Source organism: Methylovulum miyakonense HT12 (assembly GCF_000384075.1).
GTDB classification, from domain to species: domain Bacteria; phylum Pseudomonadota; class Gammaproteobacteria; order Methylococcales; family Methylomonadaceae; genus Methylovulum; species Methylovulum miyakonense.
Genome location: NZ_KB913025.1, coordinates 1,841,443 through 1,862,316, shown reverse-complemented (window position 1 = coordinate 1,862,316; position 20,874 = coordinate 1,841,443). Strand labels below are relative to the sequence as shown.

Below are 20,874 nucleotides of genomic sequence, written 5' to 3'. Positions count from 1 at the left end.
TAGGGCTAGATCATAACTTAAATTAAATGATAATATATTTTACCATTTAATTTTAATTGACGCCGGAACGTAAACAGGATGAACAAAAACATAGCTAAACTGGCTGCCATCCATCTCCCCCGCCTTTTCCACGGGGGACTTGAAGCCGTCAGTGTTGTCTGGTTGCTGATGTCCGTGTTTTGGAAAACCCCAACGCAACAGGCGCGGCCAGGATTGTTGGCCGCCGCCACGCTCATGGCGATAGCTGGCTGCGGCCAACAAACCGGCCTTGGCGCCAAACCCGCCCAAGCCCCGCCGCCCAATGTCAAAATTGCCCAAGCCTTGCACCAGGAAGTCACGGAATGGGACGAATTCACCGGCCATATCGAAGCGGTCGAGTCGGTGGACGTGCGTGCACGGGTCGGCGGCTATTTGGAGAAAGTGAACTTCAAGGCCGGGGCCAAGGTAAAAAAAGGCGACCTGCTGTTTTTGATCGACCCTAAGCCGTTCAAGGCGCAATTAAACTATGACGAAGCCGAGCTGGAACGGGCCAAATCCCGCCGGGACCTCGCTAAAAATGACCAGGAGCGCGCCGAGCGCCTGTTCCGCGCCAAAGCCATTTCCGAAGAGGAATACGACGCCCGCAGCACGGGCTTGTATGAGGCGGTTGCCGCCGTCAAGTCTGCGGAAGCCAAAGTTTATTCGGCACGGCTTAACCTGGAGTTCACGCAGGTACGCGCGCCGATAGACGGGCGGGTAGGCCGCGAACTGGTCACCGAAGGCAACTTGGTCAGCGGTGGCGGGGCTGACGCGACGCGCCTGACGTTTATCGTTTCCACCGACCCGGTTTATGTTTATGTCGATGCGGATGAACGTTCGGTGCTGAAATACCGGCGGCTCGCCCAACAAGGCGGGTCGGGCGGCCCCGGCGGATCGGGCGCCGGACAAACGCCCGCGCAACTGGCGGTTGCCGACGAGGCGGACTTTCCCCATCAGGGCGCACTCGATTACCTATCCCCGCGTGAAGATGCCGCCACCGGCACGGTGGCCTTGCGTGGCGTGTTCGCCAACCCCGACAACTTATTAAGCCCCGGCTTTTTTGCCCGTATGCGTGTGCGCGGCAGCCTGCCCTACCCCGCCCTGTTGCTGCCTGACCGCGCCATTGCCACAGACCAGGCCCAACGGTTTGTCTGGATAGCCAACCAGGACAACCAAGTGGAATACCGCAAGGTGGTCTTGGGTGCCCATATCGGCCAGTCGCGGGTCATCGCCGAAGGCTTGGAACCGGGAGACTGGGTGGTTATTGAAGGCTTGCAAAAGCTCAAACCCGGCATCAAGGTCAATCCTGAACGGATTGCGGTCACTGAAAACAAGGCGGGGAAATAGGCCATGAACCGGTTCGCCCATTTTTTTATCGACAAACCCATTTTTGCCTCGGTCTTGTCCATCCTGATCGTCCTGGTCGGCGGCCTGGCGCTGATCGGCTTGCCCATCACCCAATACCCCGAAATCGCCCCGCCCACCGTGGTCATCACGGCGACTTATGCGGGCGCCAACGCCAAAGTCGTGGCGGAAACGGTGGCGACACCGATCGAGCAGGAAGTCAACGGCGTCGAAGACATGCTGTACATGTCCTCGCAATCGACCAACAGCGGCAATATGGCGTTGACGATCACTTTCAAGCCCGGCACCAACCTTGATAAGGCGCAGGTGCTGGTGCAAAACCGTGTCGCGCTCGCCGAACCGAAACTGCCGGAGGAAGTCCGGCGGCAAGGCATCAGCGTCAAGAAACGCAGCCCGGATTTGAGCTTAGTCGTCAACCTGGTTTCCCCCGATAAACGTTACGACAGCGTTTATATGAGCAATTATGCCCTGCTGCAAATCAAGGACACCTTGGCGCGGCTGCCCGGCGTCGGCGATATTCTGGTGTTCGGCGCGCGCGACTACAGCATGCGCCTGTGGCTGAACCCTGAACAAATCGCCGCCCGCAACCTGACCGCCAGCGACGTGGTCAGCGCCATCCGCGAACAGAACATCCAGGTTGCCGCCGGCGTGGTCGGCCAACAGCCCAGCAAGGAAAATGCGGATTTCCAGTACACCGTCAGCACAATGGGACGGTTGATGGAGGCCGAACAGTTCGCCGGCATCGTCATCAAAAAAGGCAAGGACGGGCAGGTGACTTACCTCAAGGACGTCGCCCGCATCGAACTGGGCGCCAAGGATTACAACTCCGGGCTGTTCCTGGACGGCGAGCCTACCGTCGGCCTCGCCATCTTCCAGTTGCCCGGCTCCAACGCGCTGGACACCAAAAAGGCCGTGGTGGAGGCGATGGAAAAACTGAAAACGCGCTTCCCTAAAGGCCTGGATTACAACATGGTCTATGACACCGTGGTGTTCGTGCAGCAATCCATCGACGCGGTGGTCAAGACGCTGTTTGAAGCCCTGTTGCTGGTGGTGATTGTCGTTGTGGTGTTCCTGCAAAACTGGCGGGCGACGGTGATCCCGCTGCTCGCCGTGCCGGTATCGCTGATCGGCACTTTCGCGGTGATGGCGGCGATGGGTTTGTCGTTGAACACCTTGTCGTTATTTGGCTTGGTGCTGGCCATCGGCATCGTCGTCGATGACGCCATCGTCGTCGTCGAGAACGTCGAGCGCCATATCGCGCAAGGCTTGTCGGCGCGGGAAGCGACCCGCTTGGCGATGGACGAGGTGGTCGGCCCGATTGTCGCCACCGCCTTGGTGTTGGTCGCCGTGTTCGTACCGACGGCGTTCATCACCGGTGTTTCCGGGGCGTTTTACAAACAGTTTGCGTTGACCATCGCCGTGTCCACGGTGATCTCGGCATTCAATTCGCTGACCTTAAGCCCGGCCTTGTGCGCCCTGATGCTGGACAACGCGCACGGCAAGAAAGATAAGTTCACGCGGCTGCTAGACAGCCTGCTGGGCTGGTTCTTTAACGCGTTCAACCGGTTTTTCGACCGTTTCAGTGCCGGTTACTCGCGCCTGGTCGGCCGGATGATCCGTATGACGGCGGTGGTGCTGGTGTTGTATCTGGGGCTTAACGGGCTTAACTTCCTGGCTTTTGAAAAAGTCCCGGCCGGATTCATCCCGCAGCAAGACCAAGGCTACCTGATCCTGTTTGCGCAACTGCCCGACGCGGCTTCGCTGGCGCGGACCCAAGCCGTCGTCCAACAAGCGAGCAAGATCGTCCTGGACACCGAAGGCGTCAAGCACATCAACGCCTACGCGGGGTTTTCGATTTTGAGCGGCTCCAGCCATTCCAATGTCGCGACGATGTTCGCGCGGCTTAATGATTTTGATAAACGCGCCGGACACCCCGAACTGCATGCCGACGCCGTCATCAAAAAGCTCCAGCAGCGCCTCGCCCAGGTCGAGGATGCCCGTATCGCCGTGTTTGCGCCACCCCCGATCCGGGGCATGAGTTCGGTGGGCGGCTTCAAGCTGCAAATCCAAGACCGCACCAATGCCGGTATTGACGCGCTCAAGGACACCAATGCGGAACTGATCGCCAAAGGCAACCAGCTGCCCGGCCTCGTGGGCTTGTTCACGACGTTCCGGGCCAGCGTGCCGCAATTGTTCGTGGACGTGGACCGCACACGGGTCAAGTCCATGGGCGTGCCGCTGAAAGACGTGTTCGACACCTTGCAAATTTATCTGGGCTCGATGTATGTCAATGACTTCAACCAATTTGGCCGGACTTACCAGGTGGTGGCGCAGGCCGATTCGGATTTCCGCATGAAACCGGAAGACATCGCCGAGCTGAAGACACGTAACCAGCAAGGCGGCATGGTGCCCTTAGGTTCGCTGGTGAATGTACAGAACATTGCCGGGCCGGACAATATCACCCGTTACAACATGTACCCGGCCGCAGAAATCAATGGCGGCACCTTGCCTGGCGTCAGTTCCGGCCAGGCCATTGAGATGATGGGCAAGCTGATGGACGGCGAATTGCCACCGGGGTTCGCTTTCGAATGGACCGAGCTTAGCCTGCAACAGGTTTTGGCGGGGAATGTCGCCCTGCTGGTGTTCCCGCTCAGCGTCATTTTCGTGTTCCTGGCGCTGGCGGCCCAATACGAAAGCTGGTCATTACCGTTCGCGGTGATCCTGATCGTGCCGATGTGCATCCTGTCGTCGATGGCGGGCGTCTGGTTAAGCGATATGGACAACAACATCTTCACCCAAATTGGTTTCATCGTTTTAGTGGGGCTGGCCTGTAAGAACGCGATCCTGATTGTCGAATTCGCGAAGCAACGCCAGGAAAGCGGCCTCAGCCGTTTCGACGCCGCCGTGGAAGCGTCAAAAATCCGCTTGCGCCCCATTTTGATGACCTCGTTCGCGTTCATCATGGGCGTGTTCCCGCTAGTGGTTGCCGAAGGTGCGGGCGCGGAATCGCGGCGGTTATTAGGCACCGCCGTATTCAGCGGCATGATCGGCGTGACCTTGTTCGGCTTGTTGTTGACGCCCGTCTTTTATGTGGCGGTGCAAGCCGTGGCGCAACGCTTACGTCCGTCGCAGCCTAAATCCGGCACTTTGCCGTCCTATCCATCGCCTGCCAATCCAGAACTATGAAAAAGCAAGACCTTGCCTTAGCCATTACCCACAACCCGTATAGAATTTTCGGGCTGGCGGCGCTGTGCGTGATGTTACTGGACGCTTGCGCGGTCGGCCCTGACTACCAGACGCCAAAAACTGATACGCCAGACCGTTTCGCCCGCGCCGCACATACAGAGTTCTCGGCACGGGATGTTGAACGGGACTGGTGGACGCTGTTCAAGGATAAGGCATTGAACGTGCTGGTCGGGCAGGCCGTACAACATAATTACGACCTCCAGACCGCCCGCGCCAACCTGCGCGAAGCACGGGCGATGTACTTGGAAGCCGGCTTGAATTTGGCACCGACGGTGACGTCCCATGGCAATTACACCGAGCAAAAACGCAGCATCAGCGCGTTGAACAACCGTAATTTCGTGCCGCGCGAGCTGAAACTCTATAACGCAGGCTTCGATGCGTTTTGGGAACTCGACCTGTTCGGCCGTGTGCGCCGTGATGTGGAAGCAAGCAGTGATGAGGCCGATGCGCAGGAAGCCAGCCTGCGCGACCTTGGCGTTAGCGTGATCGCCGAGGTCGCCAGGAATTATTTCGAATTACGGGGCTTGCAGAACCAGTTGGCGGTGGCCCAGAAAAATATCGCAAACCAAGCGGAAACCTTCAAAATTACCCGCGTAAAACTCGATATTGGCCGGGGCACCGAGTTGGACACCGCGAGGGCCAGGGCGCAGCTCGATTCCACGCGGGCCAGTGTCCCGCTGTTGCAGTCCGCCATCGACCAGGCCATCCATAGGCTAGGCGTGCTCACCGGGCAGTTGCCGGGGGCGTTGGCCAGCCAGTTGTCGCAGCCATTGCCGTTGCCCGAAATCCCCAAGACCATCCATATCGGCAGCCCCGCAGAATTGCTGCGGCGCCGTCCCGACATCCGCATCGCCGAACGGGCCTTGGCCGCCTCTACCGCACGTATCGGCATTGCCACCGCCGACCTATTCCCGCGCGTGTCGTTTGTGGGTTCCATCGCACTGGAAGGCAGCACCCTATCAAGCTTTACGGGCGCAGGTTCGGACAGCTATTCAGTGGGTCCCAAAATCAGTTGGGCGGCCTTGGATTTAGGCCGGGTCTATGCCCGTATCAAGGCGGCCGACGCCCACGCCGAAGCCAGCCTTGCCCAATACCGGCAAACGGTATTGGGCGCCTTGGAGGAAACCGAAAACGCACTGGTGAATTACAACCAGCAGCGGGCGCGGCATGCATTGCTGACCTCGGCGGCAGAGGCCAGCGAAAAGGCCAGCAAACTCGCCCATTTGCGCTACCAGGAAGGGGTGACCGATTTCCTGACGGTGCTGGATAGTGAATTGCGCCTGTTGCAAGACCAAAACCAATTGGCCCAAAGCGAGACCAACACGGCGACCGCGCTGGTAGCGCTATACAAAGCCTTGGGCGGCGGTTGGGAAGCTGCCAGCGCATCGGAGGGAAACAACTGACGGGATGCAAATGCACCGGACGATTTAAGTTAACCTGGAGCGTAGAGCGGCTAGGTTTTGGCAAGAGGTTGCCACAACGTCAAAGCAGGGGGACGGCGAACCTGTCCGGCCTAGCAGAAACCCTTCAATTCCACGGCACAACGTCCACAGACGGTGTGGCTAAATGCATCAGAGGAATCAAAATGGCGTGGCGTGGATTGGTTGGGCTGGACGGAATACAAACCTAGGCAAGTATCCATCATCACCCATCCAAGTGGTTTTGGACGGCAAACCCACTGACTTGGCTGGCTCCGAACCTTGAAAAGTTATTCCCCGGCCACCGACATTTTCTCAAGCAATATCGACCCGGTGCGGATATTGCCACGATAATCGACATCATTGCCGATGGCGACAATCTGCTTGAACATGTCTTTCAAATTGCCCGCGATGGTGATTTCTTCGACCGGGTATTGGATCACGCCGTTTTCCACCCAGAAACCCGCCGCGCCGCGAGAATAATCGCCCGTGACCATGTTCACGCCCTGCCCCATCAGTTCCGTGACCAACAAGCCTGTGCCCAATTGTTGGAGCATGGCGTTGAAATCATGCCCGCCGGGGGTGATGGTCAGGTTATGCACGCCGCCGGAATTGCCCGTGCTTTGCAAGCCCAGTTTCCGCGCCGAATAAGTGCCCAACACATAGCCTTGCAACACGCCGCCGCTGACCAAATCACGGGCTTGGGTGGCCACGCCTTCGCCATCATAAGCCGCACTGCCCAACGCACCCGGCAAATAAGGCTGTTCGTGGATATGGACAAAGTCAGGGAAAATTGGCGCGCCCAGCGCGTCCAATAAAAACGACGATTTACGGTATAAGTTGCCGCCGCTGATCGAGCCGATGAACGAACCTAGCAAACTGGTGGCTATTTCCGCGCTATATAAGACAGGGCATTGCCGGGTGCTTAATGACCGCGCCCCCAAACGGCGCACGGTGCGCTCGCCCGCTTTGGTGCCGACGCTGACCGCCGATTCCAGCAAACTTGCGTTGCGGGCGACGGTGTACCAATAATCGCGCTGCATACTGTCGCCACGCTGCGCCAACACCGAACAGCTTAAGGAATGGCGGGTGGAGGCATAACCTTGCAAAAAGCCCAACGTGTTGCCCAACACGCGGATGCCTTGGTGGGTGTTGACCGACGCGCCTTCGGAATTGCTGATTTCAGGATGGTAGCCACGCGCCGCGTCTTCGCATTCAATCGCCAAGGCAATGGCTTGTTCGGCACTGAGTTGCCACGGATGGTAGACATCCAAATCCGGGAATTGCGTTTGCAGCAAGGCTTTGTCCGGCAAGCCCGCATATTCGTCTTCGCTGGTGTAACGGGCGATGCTGCACGCCGCGCTGACAGTTTCTTTAATCGCTTCGGGCGATAAATCGGTGGTGCTGGCCGAACCTTTGCGTTGCCCAAAATAGACGGTGATGCCTAAGCCTTGGTCGCAATGGTGTTCGATGGTCTCGACATCGCCCAAGCGCACCGACACCGACAGGCCATTTTCTTGGCTCAAGCCCGCTTCGGCGGCGGTCGCGCCTTGGCGAGTGGCTTCATCCAACAAGTTTTGGACAAGGTTTTTTAATTCGTTGATTTGTTCTTGTGGTTGCACAGGTTGTCCTTATTCGACAAGTAAGTTGCGTGAAGTACGCACCGCGTACCGTGGGCATTAAAGCACAAAACCACGAAGCACCAGCAAGCCACATTTGACAGGATATGTTTCGTGGCCTTCGTGTCTTTCGTGGTTTTGTCTGTTATTTAGTGTGTTTGGCTTCGTATTTTTAAACAGGGTAACGGGCATCATGGCAAATGCAAGCGGCGTTGCACAAGGTGGGCAGAAAAGCGTTGCCCACCCTACGGATGCCCTTACTTAATCCGATATTCCGCCGAACGGGCATGGGCGGTCAGGCTCTCGCCCCGCGCCAATATCGAGGCGATTTTACCGAGCTTATCCGCACCGGATTCCGAGCAGTTAATCAAACTGGTGCGTTTTTGGAAATCGTACACACCCAGCGGCGAGGAAAAACGCGCCGTGCTGGAAGTCGGCAAGACATGGTTGGGGCCGGCGCAATAATCACCCAAGGCTTCGGCGGTGTAACGGCCCATAAAAATCGCCCCGGCGTGGCGGATTTTTTCGCACAAACTCTCAGGGTTGGCCACCGACAATTCCAAATGTTCCGGCGCGATACTATTGGCGACTTCTGCGGCTTCATCAAGGTTGGCGACGTGGATCAATGCGCCGCGTGTGCTTAAAGAAGCGCGGATAATGTCGGCGCGCTCCATGGTCGGCAGCAGTTTATGGATGCTGGCTTCAACGGCGGCGAGAAAATCCGCGTCATCGCTCAACAAAATCGACTGGGCATTTTCGTCATGCTCGGCTTGCGAGAACAAATCCATCGCAATCCAATCGGGGTTGGTAAGGCCGTCACAAATCACCAAAATTTCTGATGGCCCGGCGATCATGTCAATCCCGACTTGCCCGAACACCAGCTTTTTCGCCGTGGCGACATAGATATTGCCAGGACCGACGATTTTGGCGACTTTCGGGATGGTCGCCGTGCCATACGCCAAAGCCGCCACCGCTTGTGCACCGCCGATGCTAAACACCCGGTCTACGCCAGCGATGTAAGCCGCCGCCAAAACCAATTCGTTGGTCTCGCCATTCGGTGTAGGCACCACCATAATCAAATCCGCCACACCTGCGACTTTGGCAGGGATCGCGTTCATCAACACCGAAGACGGATAAGCCGCCTTACCGCCCGGCACATATAAACCCACGCTATCCAGCGGCGTGATTTTTTGCCCCAACACCGTACCGTCCGCTTCTTCATATTGCCACGATTGCATTTTTTGATGCTCGGCATAGGCGCGGATACGCTCGGCGGCGGTTTGCAACGCTTGGGCTTGGTCGGCTGGCAGATTTTCCCATGCGGCTTTCAAAGTCGCTTTGGGTAATTCCAGTTCGTTGGCATTGCTGATGCTGCGGTGATCGAAGCGGTTGGTGTAGTTGATGACGGCTTCATCGCCATTCTTGCGGACATCGGCGAGGATGGCTAAGACCCGTTCTTGGATGTCCAGGTCGTCGGTTTCGTCCCAGGCTAACAGTTGGGTTAATTGTTGGTTGAAGTCTGGGGATTGGGTGGTGAGTTTTTTAATAGCTAAGAGAGGCATGATATTAATTGAATAGCGTTATTAATGTTCAAATGTGTTAAATACTAGGATTTTGAGTTGGCATCATGCTTTCAATAGTTGCTTCCAAATCTGTAATCATTTTATCTGTTTGAGATAGTACATTTTTATTGTGCTCTCTTCTTGTTTCTGATTTAAGAGGTGCTGAAAGCATTTGATAGTATTTATAGACTTTTTGTACATTGCTTTTACCCCAAAACTCATCAATAAGATTTTGAATTACAGCTTCTATTTCGTAACCTTTTTTTAAAAGAAGCAATCTTTCTATCCTTTGCAAGAGTTTATCTTGTGAACAGAAAAACCAGATGGTATCGTCAGGCTGGTTTTTAGATCGCTTCCGTAACTCAGCTAGATAAGTCAAATCCCATGCAGCATTTTTTATATTTTTTATTAGAGTAGGAAAATCTTTAGTATTGATATTTTTTATCATTTTTCCTGGTTTTTTTGGGCTAAGAAATAATAAAGCAAACATTAATGGGCCAGTCGAAGAACGAAAATCATGAATAACCCAATCAAAGAATTTTCTTATTTGGTCAGTTTTTTCTAGGTCGTTATGTTTTGATAATTCGACAATTTTCAATAGCTGCACATATGACAACTTCCAATCATTAAGCTGTTTTTTAAAATTGGATTCTTCTGGATTTTTGAGATTACCTTCTATTGTTTTTCTTGCATCCTCAATCTCTGCATCGCTAAAGCGATTTGCTCTACCTAAAGCTAACTTTGCATAAGCACTTGCATCAACATGATCTGCAACTCTGAAATAATACAAATCGTTTATGGCATTTTCATGAGTATTTTGTGAAGCTCTTTCGTAAAGAGGCACATTTGCCTCTATGTTAAATTTCCCCAATATAAAAAAACACATAGCGGCACAGCAAAATCGATAAGCTTTAATTTCTTCTTCATTTCCTCTAATTTCACAACCTTTGGCAAGATAAACTAAACGGGTAAAAATATTATTGTCCAACAACACGTTTAGCTTCCCACTTTTCCAACACATGTAATGTTCTAGGGAATAAATATCATCAAACTTCAAGTATGCCGTAGGAATGAGAGGATCATTTTCTTTTACTATTACTTTTATCCGCTCAAAATCATCTCGCGGAAAACCCAATTCAAATAGAGTAGATTCAACAATATGATTCCTTGCTCTTTTTTCTACAAGTGACCTTATCCGTTCAAAAGCAACTCGCAGAAAAGCAAATCTTAATAAAATAAACTCCAGCATGTGATACTTGCTAGTCAGTTAGATTGACTTTAGCTGCCAATTTTCTATCGAGCGTCAGCAATTCAATTTTCAGAGCTTGAGCAGTTGCTGCAATAATCGAATCAGGCAATTTGGTTTTATGGACACGCCGAAAAGCGATAGCCAATTTTTCAATTTTTTCACTAATGTTTAGATATAGCATTCGATCCAATAAGCTATTAATAGACGCTATTTCTGATTCCGTGATAGCAGGAAAACTTAGCAATTCCATTTTTGTGATGGAGCTATAGGCACATTCGTTAATATTTATGTTTTTATCTGCCAAAAGTGCCAGTACCGCAGGCGTTTTTTGATACATGCCGATAATGACATTGGTGTCGAGCAAGTATTTAATTCCACTCATTGCGCATTTCGTTTTGAATGGCTAAGGGATCATTTTTAAACGATGGCAAATCCGGCAACTCATTAACAATATCAATTAACAGCTCGGATTTTTTACTTGATGCGGCGTAGCTGTTCAGTAACTTCCTAATCAATTGTTCAGGTTGAAGGTGTTCATAACTCGCCAGCTTGTTAAGCACCAATGCTGTTTCATCTTCAAGTTCTATAGTCACCATAACAATTCACCTCATATTAATGCTTTACCGTTTCGCCAGCGTCTGCTCAAACTGCGCCAACAACTCCGCAATCGCAGCATTCTTCATTTTCATCGCCGCTTTGTTGACCACCAGCCTAGAACTAATATTCATAATCAATTCACGCGGCTCCAGGTCATTGGCTTTTAAGGTGTTGCCAGTATCGACCAAGTCCACGATGCAATCCGCCAAACCGACCAGCGGGGCGAGTTCCATCGAGCCGTAAAGCTTGATGATTTCCGCTTGTATGCCTAGGCTGGCGAAATAGCGTTGTGCGGTTTTGACGTATTTGGTGGCGACACGCACACGTCCGGTGATGGGCGGCGCGTCTTTGTGGGCGGCGGTCATCAGGCGGCAACGGGCGATGTTCAAATCCAGCGGTTCATACAAAGCTTCCGTGCCGTGTTCGAGCAACACGTCTTTTCCGGCAATCCCTAAGTCCGCCGCGCCGTATTCGACGAAGGTGGGCACGTCGGTGGCGCGGATGATGACCAGTTGCACATCGGGGCGCGTGGTTTGCAGGATGAGTTTGCGGCATTTGTCGGGGTCATCGGTCGGCACGATGCCCGCTTCCGCCAAGAACGGCAGGGCTTCTTCGTAAATGCGGCCTTTGGATACGGCTATCGTCAACATGCGGCCACCTTTATTTGGCAACGCGGCGGATGGTGGCGCCGAGTTGGGTCAGTTTTTCTTCGATGTGGTCATAGCCACGGTCGATATGGTAAATGCGGTCAACGAGGGTGCTGCCTTCGGCGACCAGGCCCGCGATCACCAAGCTGGCGGATGCCCGCAGATCAGTCGCCATGACGGGCGCTCCGGTCAGGCGTTTGACACCAGTACAAATCGCGGTGTTGGATTCCAGCTTGATGTCCGCGCCCATGCGGTGCAGTTCTTGGACGTGCATGAAACGGTTTTCAAAAATGGTTTCTGTGATCACGCCCACGCCTTCGGCTATGGTGTTCATGGCGATGAATTGCGCCTGCATGTCGGTGGGGAAGGCGGGATACGGCGCGGTGCGCAAGGACACGGCCTTGGGTTTCTTGCCGTGCATGTCCAATTGTATCCAATCTTTGCCTGTGGTGATTTCCGCTCCGGCTTCAATCAACTTATCTAATACCGCATCAAGAATATCTGGGCGGGTTTTTTTCAATTTGACTTTGCCACCTGTAATAGCGGCTGCAACCAAATAAGTTCCGGTTTCGATACGGTCAGGCAAGATGTCGTAATGGATGCCGGTTTCGCCGAGCTTCTCAACACCTTCGATAGTCAGCACATCAGTGCCTATACCCGTGATTTTCGCGCCCATTTTATTGAGGAAATGCGCCAAGTCAGTGACTTCCGGTTCTTTAGCGGCATTTTCGATAATGGTGATGCCTTCCGCCAAGGTCGCGGCCATCAGCAGGTTTTCGGTGCCGGTCACGGTCACTTGTTCAAGCACCAAGCGGCAGCCTTTCAGGCGTTTGGCTTTGGCGTGGATATAGCCGTTTTCAACAATAATTTCCGCGCCCATTTTCATCATGCCATTCAAATGGATGTCAACGGGGCGTGTGCCAATGGCGCAACCACCGGGCAAGGAAACATGGGCTTCGCCAAAGCGGGTCAATAAGGGGCCCAACACCAGAATCGAGGCCCGCATGGTCTTGACCAGTTCGTAAGGGGCGTCGTAGCTGTTGATGGTGCTGCTATCGACTTCGATGTTCATTTTTTCATCGACGAGCAAATGCACGCCCATACGCCCCAACAATTCCATCGTGGTAGTGATGTCATGCAGATGCGGGATGTTGCCGATGCTGACCGGAGCTTCAGAAAGCAACGTCGCCGCCAAAATGGGCAAGGCCGCATTTTTTGCGCCCGAAATGCGTAGTTGCCCAGAAAGCTGTGCGCCACCGGTAATGATTAATTTATCCATGCTATTGATTTTCCAACTAAAGGGTAACAGTAGGTTGGATCAGCCTTAGGGCTGACCATTAAAATAAGGGGTTTGGTCCAATCCGCTAAGCTTGGCGATATTGAGTAGCTGCTTGGGGATGTTGCTGAATTTTAGGAACGTCCTGTTGCTTTGCGCCTGCCTGATGAATTCAATCATCAGCGCAAGCCCGGCGCTATCGGTATTACGGACACGGCTTAAGTCAATAGTGACTGTTTTTGCCGAGGCTAAAAAAGCGCAGGACTTTAGGGTGTCCTTGGCGATTGTCGTAAAAGTCAGGTCGCCATCTATGACAAAACAACCCGCCTCTTCTTCAATAATTTGCAGCTTACTCACTTTTCTCTTCCGATGCGGCTTTAAACAAAAACTGTCCGATGGCCTTTTCTAGGATGATGGCGGGTTGGGTAATGTCGATACTGCCATTATTTTTCAAAAACGTGTCGGAACCGCCGGGATCCAAACTGACATATTGTTCACCCAACAGGCCTGCGGTGAAAACGCTGGCGGTGGTGTCGTCAGGCAAGGTGTCGTACTGCGCTTCGATCTGCATGACCACCACCGACTGGTACGTCTTCGGATCAAAACTGATGCTGCTGACTTGGCCAATCTTGACGCCTGCCGCCGATACCGGCGACTTAACTTTTAAACCGCCAGAATTCTCAAACCGGGCGGTCACCGTATACGTCTCTTTTTGGGTGAAAGAACTTAAGTTACTGACTTGAAAGCTCAGAAAAAACAGTCCGGCAATACCCGCTGCGACGAAAAGTCCAACAAGGGTGTCCTGAGTGCTAGTATGCTGCATGTTAATTGTCTCCAAACATGAGAGCGGTAAGAATAAAATCAAGGCCTAAGATACTGAAAGCGGAATTGACCACGGTACGGGTGGTGGCGCGGCTGACCCCTTCGGAGGTGGGGATGGCATCATAACCTTCAAACAAGGCAATCCATGAAGTCACCCAGCCGAAGACAAAACTTTTGATCACGCCATTGATGATGTCATCCTGGAAATCAATGCTGGCCTGCATTTGTGACCAGTAAGCGCCTTCATCCACGCCCAACAAACCGGAACCGATCAGCTGCCCGCCAATCACACCAATCGCGCTGAACAACGCCGTCAACAAAGGCATGGACAGACAACCCGCCAAAAACCGCGGGGAAATGATGCGTTTGACCGGATCGACCGCCATCATTTCCATGCCGGACAATTGTTCGGTGGCTTTCATCAGGCCAATTTCAGCCGTCAATGCCGAGCCGGCCCGCCCCGCGAACAACAATGCCGACACCACCGGCCCCAATTCGCGCACCAAAGAAGCCGCGACCATCACGCCCAAGGTGGCCTCAGCGCCAAAATCAGACAAGATGTAATAGCCCTGCAAGCCCAACACCATGCCGACAAACAAACCGGAAATGGTGATGATCAAAAACGACAACACCCCCACTGAATACAATTGGTTCAGCAATAAGCGCGGACGTAATAAGACACTGGGGATACCGGATAGGGTTTGCAACAAAAAGAAAGTCCCCCGTCCCAATTTGGTGAAACTGGAACGGGTGCTTTTACCCAAATTCTGTAAAAATTGAATCATCGTTAGGGAGCGGCTTTACAGTCGATGTTATGTTGGCCCTGTTGGCTAAACCACAAGATTTTTCTTGATTTTGCCCATGCTTACAAATATTAGGGATTGGCAAGTTGGACGGAGGCATAGCTTTTGACCGCGATGGCACTATACCGAAAAATATTAGCGGATTGGTCAGGCATTAGGGATAGTGGGCGTGTACAGTGGCATGGATAGCTTATAAACATGTGCCGGATAGTCCGTTATCGCATGTTAGCGGCGAATTATACATTATTTCATAACAAAGATAGGCTTAACATGCCTTCATATAACTTACTTAAGCAAGTCCACCCGGCGTCAGAACGCGTTTTAAAAGCGGCAACGCGGCCCGATGGCGGCGTTGGGCGGCACCCGCTTTCCTCATGTACATCCAGCACATTCCGGTTTCTGCGCTCCGTGCGCCCGAACCGCCCGCGACGCTGTTAAGACACATCCCCAAAATCCCGAAGCGGGCCTGTGCGGCCCAACCCTCCCAGGATAAACAGTGTGACCAGCCGCGAGGGGATTGGCTTTCAGGCCTTTACAAATTGACAGGCTTCCTAAGCACAGATTATAGTCAGCCCATGTTTTCATCAAAAAAATGCGGTTTCTGCTGAAAAACTTGGCACACCTTATGAGTTCCCTTATTGGCCAATTCTTTCCTGCTTCATGGGAGGGCTATTTTGAATTTGCACCCCCTTGTCGTTGACCTTGACGGGACATTGATCCTGACCGATATGCTCCACGAATCGGCATTGAGGGCATTGCGCGACAAACCTTTCGACACTTTGCGCATCCCTTACTGGTTATTGCAAGGCAAGGCCGTGCTCAAACGCCATTTGGCCAACAACACCCATTTTGACCCCAGTTCCTTGCCCTATAACCATGAGTTATTGGATTGGTTAAAGCAACAGCGGGCGGAAGGCCGGAAATTGATCTTATGCACGGCGTCTGACCTTGCCATCGCCACCTCAATAGCAACCTATCTCGGTATTTTTGACGACGTGATGGCTAGCGATGGGGACACTAACTTGGCAGGCAAACAAAAAGCCGAAGCCCTTGCACAACGTTTTGGCCTCGCCGGCTTTGATTATGCGGGCAACTCCCATGCCGACTTAAAAGTTTGGCAATGCTCCCGCAACGCGGTGACCGTCAATGCCACCGCCAACTTGGCCGGACAAGCGGCGGCTTGTTGCAAGATAGAACGCGATTTCCCTCCGCCCGCCTTGAAACTTGCGGATTTCCGCCGGATGCTGCGCATCCACCAGTGGCTGAAAAACCTGCTGCTTTTTGTCCCGCTCATTGCCGCGCACCAACTATCCCATCCGGCGCATTGGCTGGCGCTCTTGCTGGCCTTTTCCTCTTTCAGCCTATGCGCTTCTTCGGTTTATATCGCCAATGACTTGCTGGATTTGGAAAGCGACCGCCAACATCCGCGCAAATGCAAAAGGCCTTTCGCGTCAGGGCTAATTCCCGTCTGGGCAGGCGTGCTGTTGGCGCCAGCGTTGTTGGCGGTCAGTTTAGGGCTAGGGCAATATGTGGGGGGGAGTTTTTTACCATGGCTGATGTTCTATTTTGTGGTCACCTGCGCTTATTCTTGGTGGCTCAAGCGGGCCATCATCGTCGACTGCCTCACCCTGGCGATGCTTTATACCCTGCGCATCATCGCGGGTGCCGCTGCGGCCAATATGGCGCTGTCCTTCTGGTTACTGGCATTTTCAGTCTTCCTGTTTTTGTCGCTGGCCTTTGTCAAACGGTATGCCGAATTACAAGTCCAACTGCTGGCCGGCAAACACAAAGTGCATGGACGCGGTTATAACACATCAGATGCGCCCATAGTGCAAATGATGGGCATCACCTCCGGTTATGCCGCGGCCCTGGTGTTGGCCCTTTACCTGAACAGCAACGCGGTCGCGCTGCTCTATAAAACCCCTGAATTTATATGGGGCGCCGTCCCGTTGGTGTTGTTCTGGATAAGCTGGATGTGGATGCAGGCGCACCGGGGCAATATGCATGACGACCCTTTGGTGTTTGCCATTAAAGACAGGGCTAGCTTGATTGCAGGCCTTGCCTTTGCCGCAGTCTTGGTGATGGGGGCGGTGGCTTAAATGGCGGCCATTTCTTCATGGGGAAGGCTGGGACGCTGGGAACATGAAGTCCAGGCATTGACCGGCCAGGAGCACATTATCCGGCAACTGAAAAATGGCCGGCCCGGCATCGCCCATGGGATGGGGCGCAGTTATGGCGACGTCTGCCTGAACCCGAACGGCATTTTATGGGACACCACCAAACTCGACCACTTTATCCGTTTTGATGAAAACACGGGGCGCTTGCACTGTGAAGCGGGCGTGTTGTTGCGTGACATCCAGCGGCTGTTCATCCCCAGAGGTTGGATTTTGCCTGTCACACCCGGCACCCAGTTCATTACCGTCGGCGGCGCGATTGCCAACGACGTCCACGGCAAAAACCATCATGTGTCGGGATCCTTTGGCGACCACATCCGCCAGTTGACATTAATCCGTAGCGACAGCCCCCCCATTAGCTGCGGGCCCGGTCTTGAGCCCGATTGGTTTGCCGCCACGGTTGGCGGCTTTGGCTTGACCGGCATCATCACCGAAGCCGAAATCCAATTACGCCGGGTTCCCGGCCCTTGGTTGGCCACCGAAACCCTGCCTTATAACAGCTTGGCCGAATTTTTTAGTTTGGCGGATGCGTCAGAAACGGGTTGGGAACACACGGTTTCCTGGCTGGATTGCCTGCACAGCAAAAGCGTGCGCGGGTTGTTCATGCGCGGCAACCCCACCCCGCTTGCCTTAAGCCACGGGCCATCAAGCCGCAAACTGGCCATGCCTTTTGTCCCTCCCGTATCGCTAGTCAACCCACTGTCGCTCCCGGTGCTCAACACGGGCTATTTCCACCTCAAAAAACGGGACAGCGGCCAGCGGCTTGTGCAATACGAAGCTTTTTTTTATCCGCTGGATAATTTGCTGGATTGGAACCGGATGTACGGCCCCAAAGGTTTCTTCCAATACCAAAGCGTCGTCCCGCGTCCGGTTGGTTTTGATGCCGTACAAGCGATGCTAAAAGAAATCGCCAAAAGCGGTGAAGGTTCCTTCTTAGCCGTCCTGAAAACATTTGGTGACCGTAAGCCTGTGGGCATGATGAGTTTCCCGCAACCGGGCGTGACCCTGGCCTTAGATTTCCCTAACCAAGGGCAACGGACACACAAGCTCTTTGGGAAGCTGGACGCGATTGTCAGGGAAGCGGGCGGGCGGATTTATCTCGCCAAAGATGCCCGGATGCCCCGCGACCTTTTTATCGCCGGCTATCCGCGCCTATCAGAATTTTTGCAATACCGCGACCCTGGCATGAGCTCGGCTTTGTCGCGGCGTTTAATTGGAGAATAACCGTGCCGGACACCATCAAAAGCATTGCCATAATAGGGGCCACCTCGGCGATTGCCGAACATTGCGCCCGCTTGTGGGTTAAAGATTCAGCAGTGAACCTGGTTTTGGTTGGCCGCAACCTCGCCAAAACGGAAAAGGTCGCCGCCGATTTGCGGGTACGCAGCCCACAATCCACGATCCGTTCGCTTGCAGGCGATTTTATTGACCCTTTAGCCATCCGGCAGCTGGTTGCAAACATCACTAGCGAAGGCAGCCCCGACATTGTGCTGATTGCGCACGGCTCCTTGCCCGACCAAATCCAATGCCAGCAGGATTTGTCCGCCAACCACGAAGCCCTGGCCATAAACGGCGTTTCCCCCGTGTTATTTGCCGAAGCGTTTATCAGCCCCATGCAGCAGGCCAACCACGGCACCTTGGCGATCATTGGCTCAGTGGCGGGGGATCGTGGGCGCAAATCCAATTATGTTTACGGTGCCGCCAAGGGCTTGGTGACGCGCTACGCCCAAGGGCTCCAACACCGCCTGGCAAAAACCCAAGTCAAGGTGGTGCTGGTCAAACCTGGCCCCACCGATACGCCCATGACGGCACAGCTCAAACAACAAGGCGGCAAGCTCGCCAATGTGGAAGATGTCGCCCAAGCCATTGTTAAAGGCATAGGGCAAGGCAAGCCCGTGGTTTACACACCCGCCAAATGGGCTTTGATCATGATGGCCATCCGGCATTTGCCAAGGATGCTCTTTAATAAATTGGACATTTAGCATGTTGGCATGGAAAAGGCCCCGCCAACACTTACACCGCCATCCGTTGGCCACCCTTACCTTGGGGCTTGTGTCCCTCATTACGGTCATTGCCCTATTTGTCCCGTTATCCCCGGACATGCCCTTATCCTACCTTGACGATTCATGGGCATTTGGCATCAACCAAGCGATACACCAAGGGCTTTGGATGGGTAAGGATATCGTCTTCACTTATGGCCCTTATGCGTCCATTTTCACCAAATCCTACCATCCATCCACTGATTTGATGATGGTCAGCGGCGGCGCCTATCTGGCCTTGTCCTATTGGCTAATGTTTGTGCTTTTGATGAAGGGCGCCCGCTATTTATGGGGCTCCGTATTTTTGCTTAGCCTCCCTACGTTGTTGTTTTCTGCGAACCACCTGACTTCATTGTTTCTACGGGACACCTTGCTGTTCAGTTTCCCTTTGCTGCTGGGATTGCTCACTTTCAAAATGGCCATTACCGGACAAGCCCCGCCAATCAAAAGCAAATTGGCACCCTTTCATATGGCATTGCTGTTTGCGCCTTTAGGGCTGCTCCCGTTAATAAAAGGCAGCATAATGATGCTCTGCTGCGCCGTTATTGTTTTATGCGCCGTACTTTTCATGGCCCATAAAGAAAAGTTATTGGCGGCCACCTGCCTAGCCACCCCGATGCTGTCAATGTTTTTGTTTTGGATCGCCTCAGGACATCCGGCCAACGTTTTAGCCGATTACTTGATTGGTATGGCCCCCGTCGTTTCCGGCTACAGCGGGGCAATGTCCATAGAGGGCGATAGCGATGAAGTGACCCTTTATTTGTTGGCCGCTAGCGCCTTGTTGTTAATCATTGCCATCAAAATGGAAGCGGCACCCGTGGCAAAACTATTTTTATTTTGCCTTTACTTTATGTTTTTATTTATTGCATTCAAAGCGGGGTTTGTACGCCATGATGGCCACGCCCTTATTTCCGGCACCTCCCTGTTAATCGCGGCAATACTGCTGGCCTTGGTCGCTAGCGGCCAACACACTATCCTGCCAAGCGTGCTTTTGGCTTTGTTTACTTGGTGCTACATTGATAGCTCCCACCTCAACACATCGACCGGACGCCTCCTGCAAAATACCGCATCAACCTACTCGTCAATGTGGTACGGCATAAACAATAGGCTGGGAACCCCAAATGGGCTCCGACTTGAATTCGATAGGGCGATCGACACACTCCAAAAACAAGCCTCCTTCCCTGTTTTACAAGGCACTACCGACATCTACTCTTACAACCAAGCATTGTTGGTCGCATCAGGAAACACTTGGTCACCACGCCCCATCTTCCAAAGCTATGCGGCTTACACTCCCGTGCTGGCGGAGAAAAACCGGAACCATCTCCTCGGCACACAAGCCCCGGACAATATCATTTTCAAGGTGGAACCGATTGACGGGAGGATGGCCTCCATGGAAGACGGGGCCAGTTGGCCGGTCATGATGGCCCATTACCAGCCTACCCACATGCAAAATGGCTTTCTCTTTCTCCAGAAAAAAGCAAACATCGCTAAGGTTGTAAACTTCCTGGCACTAACAAAGGAAAAACATAAGCTGGGTGAGAGGGTGGGCCTCCCCGATTCTGAACAGGCCTTATTCGCCAAAATTGAAGTTTTGCCAACCTTCTTAGGGCAAATGGCCCGTATCCTTTACAAGCCCAGCCCATTGCAAATCTCACTTGAACTGGATAACGGCCAGGTAAAACAGTTCCGCTTGATTGCAGGCATGGCGGAAGCCGGTTTTGTCATCTCGCCCTTAATCGAAAATACGGCTGGTTTCGGGGCCTTATTCACCCAACAAAGCTTGTTGGAAAGTGAAAAAGTCAAGGCCATGACCATTACGGCACTTGGGGGAAATGTTGAATTTTGGCAAAGCCAATACACCCTGGCCATTAGCCAAATCCAACCACCCCCATTACCCCCCCCTGAAAAAAGACCCTAACCATGGATAACCATATCATCCCTAGCAGGGCAAGCCCCGCGGGCCAAACCCAGCCTAACGGTAAGCCCTGGCGACGCAGCCCAAGCCGCAGGGAAACCCTACATAGCATTTTATTATAATA

17 protein-coding genes are annotated in these 20,874 nt (G+C 53.2%); 7 read left to right on the top strand and 10 right to left on the bottom strand.

Annotation, left to right across the window (positions count from 1 at the left end):
* Positions 1-78: 78 nt before the first annotated feature.
* The 3 genes from METMI_RS0109685 to METMI_RS0109675 are packed head-to-tail and all read left to right on the top strand — an operon-like array spanning position 79 to position 6,032.
* The gene (locus METMI_RS0109685; protein ID WP_019866087.1) at positions 79-1,365 is read left to right on the top strand and encodes an efflux RND transporter periplasmic adaptor subunit; all 1,287 of its coding nucleotides are present in this window, start codon (positions 79-81) and stop codon (positions 1,363-1,365) included.
* Positions 1,366-1,368: 3 nt separating this feature from the next.
* Positions 1,369-4,569 carry an efflux RND transporter permease subunit gene (locus tag METMI_RS0109680; RefSeq protein WP_019866086.1) on the top strand — a complete coding sequence of 1,067 codons (3,201 nt, stop codon included), beginning with the start codon at positions 1,369-1,371 and terminating at the stop codon, positions 4,567-4,569.
* The gene (locus METMI_RS0109675) at positions 4,566-6,032 is read left to right on the top strand and encodes an efflux transporter outer membrane subunit (RefSeq protein WP_019866085.1); all 1,467 of its coding nucleotides are present in this window, start codon (positions 4,566-4,568) and stop codon (positions 6,030-6,032) included. The genes METMI_RS0109680 and METMI_RS0109675 overlap by 4 nt, the downstream gene beginning before the upstream one ends.
* Before the next feature lie 305 nt (positions 6,033-6,337).
* On the opposite strand, the gene pmbA is transcribed toward METMI_RS0109675, so the two are convergent.
* From pmbA to mlaE, 10 genes are all read right to left on the bottom strand, one after another.
* Positions 6,338-7,669 carry a metalloprotease PmbA gene (pmbA, locus tag METMI_RS0109670; RefSeq protein WP_019866084.1) on the bottom strand — a complete coding sequence of 444 codons (1,332 nt, stop codon included), beginning with the start codon at positions 7,667-7,669 and terminating at the stop codon, positions 6,338-6,340.
* Between the two features lie 254 nt (positions 7,670-7,923).
* Positions 7,924-9,228: a histidinol dehydrogenase gene (gene hisD, locus METMI_RS0109665; RefSeq protein WP_019866083.1), complete on the bottom strand. Its 1,305-nt coding sequence runs from the start codon at positions 9,226-9,228 to the stop codon at positions 7,924-7,926.
* Positions 9,229-9,265: 37 nt separating this feature from the next.
* Positions 9,266-10,477: a hypothetical protein gene (locus METMI_RS0109660; protein ID WP_019866082.1), complete on the bottom strand. Its 1,212-nt coding sequence runs from the start codon at positions 10,475-10,477 to the stop codon at positions 9,266-9,268.
* Positions 10,478-10,487: 10 nt separating this feature from the next.
* Positions 10,488-10,859: a type II toxin-antitoxin system VapC family toxin gene (locus METMI_RS0109655; RefSeq protein ID WP_019866081.1), complete on the bottom strand. Its 372-nt coding sequence runs from the start codon at positions 10,857-10,859 to the stop codon at positions 10,488-10,490.
* Positions 10,846-11,073, bottom strand: a complete 228-nt coding sequence (locus METMI_RS0109650) for a hypothetical protein (RefSeq protein WP_019866080.1) — start codon at positions 11,071-11,073, stop codon at positions 10,846-10,848. The genes METMI_RS0109655 and METMI_RS0109650 overlap by 14 nt, the downstream gene beginning before the upstream one ends.
* A 24-nt stretch (positions 11,074-11,097) precedes the next feature.
* Positions 11,098-11,724: an ATP phosphoribosyltransferase gene (hisG, locus tag METMI_RS0109645; protein WP_019866079.1), complete on the bottom strand. Its 627-nt coding sequence runs from the start codon at positions 11,722-11,724 to the stop codon at positions 11,098-11,100.
* 10 nt (positions 11,725-11,734) lie between these two features.
* The gene (gene murA / locus METMI_RS0109640; RefSeq protein ID WP_019866078.1) at positions 11,735-13,000 is read right to left on the bottom strand and encodes a UDP-N-acetylglucosamine 1-carboxyvinyltransferase; all 1,266 of its coding nucleotides are present in this window, start codon (positions 12,998-13,000) and stop codon (positions 11,735-11,737) included.
* 45 nt (positions 13,001-13,045) lie between these two features.
* A complete protein-coding gene (locus METMI_RS0109635) occupies positions 13,046-13,354 on the bottom strand; it encodes an STAS domain-containing protein (protein ID WP_019866077.1) in 309 nt (102 codons plus the stop codon).
* On the bottom strand, positions 13,347-13,820 hold the full coding sequence (mlaD, locus tag METMI_RS0109630) for an outer membrane lipid asymmetry maintenance protein MlaD (RefSeq protein WP_019866076.1): 474 nt from the start codon (positions 13,818-13,820) through the stop codon (positions 13,347-13,349). Before mlaD ends, METMI_RS0109635 begins: the two co-directional genes overlap by 8 nt.
* Position 13,821: 1 nt before the next feature.
* A complete protein-coding gene (mlaE, locus tag METMI_RS0109625; protein ID WP_019866075.1) occupies positions 13,822-14,604 on the bottom strand; it encodes a lipid asymmetry maintenance ABC transporter permease subunit MlaE in 783 nt (260 codons plus the stop codon).
* A 692-nt stretch (positions 14,605-15,296) separates the two neighbouring features.
* Here mlaE and METMI_RS0109620 point away from each other — a divergent pair.
* Genes METMI_RS0109620 through METMI_RS23595 form a run of 4 tightly spaced genes read left to right on the top strand, consistent with a single transcriptional unit; the run spans position 15,297 to position 20,753 of the window.
* Complete coding sequence (locus METMI_RS0109620) at positions 15,297-16,721, top strand: UbiA family prenyltransferase (RefSeq protein WP_019866074.1); 1,425 nt, start codon at positions 15,297-15,299, stop codon at positions 16,719-16,721.
* A complete protein-coding gene (locus METMI_RS0109615; RefSeq protein WP_019866073.1) occupies positions 16,722-18,020 on the top strand; it encodes an FAD-binding oxidoreductase in 1,299 nt (432 codons plus the stop codon).
* A gap of 2 nt (positions 18,021-18,022) precedes the next feature.
* The gene (locus METMI_RS0109610; protein ID WP_019866072.1) at positions 18,023-18,778 is read left to right on the top strand and encodes an SDR family NAD(P)-dependent oxidoreductase; all 756 of its coding nucleotides are present in this window, start codon (positions 18,023-18,025) and stop codon (positions 18,776-18,778) included.
* Position 18,779: 1 nt separating this feature from the next.
* Complete coding sequence (locus METMI_RS23595; protein WP_019866071.1) at positions 18,780-20,753, top strand: hypothetical protein; 1,974 nt, start codon at positions 18,780-18,782, stop codon at positions 20,751-20,753.
* Positions 20,754-20,874 lie beyond the last annotated feature (121 nt).

What these genes read in the sequence shown, in the direction of transcription:
- mlaE (WP_019866075.1), bottom strand. Translation starts at nt 14,604, where the DNA reads ATGATTCAATTTTTACAGAATTTGGGTAAAAGCACCCGTTCCAGTTTC.
- METMI_RS23595 (WP_019866071.1), top strand. Translation starts at nt 18,780, where the DNA reads ATGTTGGCATGGAAAAGGCCCCGCCAACACTTACACCGCCATCCGTTG.
- mlaD (WP_019866076.1), bottom strand. Translation starts at nt 13,820, where the DNA reads ATGCAGCATACTAGCACTCAGGACACCCTTGTTGGACTTTTCGTCGCA.
- METMI_RS0109680 (WP_019866086.1), top strand. Translation starts at nt 1,369, where the DNA reads ATGAACCGGTTCGCCCATTTTTTTATCGACAAACCCATTTTTGCCTCG.
- hisD (WP_019866083.1), bottom strand. Translation starts at nt 9,228, where the DNA reads ATGCCTCTCTTAGCTATTAAAAAACTCACCACCCAATCCCCAGACTTC.
- METMI_RS0109685 (WP_019866087.1), top strand. Translation starts at nt 79, where the DNA reads ATGAACAAAAACATAGCTAAACTGGCTGCCATCCATCTCCCCCGCCTT.
- hisG (WP_019866079.1), bottom strand. Translation starts at nt 11,724, where the DNA reads ATGTTGACGATAGCCGTATCCAAAGGCCGCATTTACGAAGAAGCCCTG.
- METMI_RS0109660 (WP_019866082.1), bottom strand. Translation starts at nt 10,477, where the DNA reads ATGCTGGAGTTTATTTTATTAAGATTTGCTTTTCTGCGAGTTGCTTTT.
- METMI_RS0109675 (WP_019866085.1), top strand. Translation starts at nt 4,566, where the DNA reads ATGAAAAAGCAAGACCTTGCCTTAGCCATTACCCACAACCCGTATAGA.
- METMI_RS0109650 (WP_019866080.1), bottom strand. Translation starts at nt 11,073, where the DNA reads ATGGTGACTATAGAACTTGAAGATGAAACAGCATTGGTGCTTAACAAG.
- METMI_RS0109655 (WP_019866081.1), bottom strand. Translation starts at nt 10,859, where the DNA reads ATGAGTGGAATTAAATACTTGCTCGACACCAATGTCATTATCGGCATG.
- METMI_RS0109615 (WP_019866073.1), top strand. Translation starts at nt 16,722, where the DNA reads ATGGCGGCCATTTCTTCATGGGGAAGGCTGGGACGCTGGGAACATGAA.
- murA (WP_019866078.1), bottom strand. Translation starts at nt 13,000, where the DNA reads ATGGATAAATTAATCATTACCGGTGGCGCACAGCTTTCTGGGCAACTA.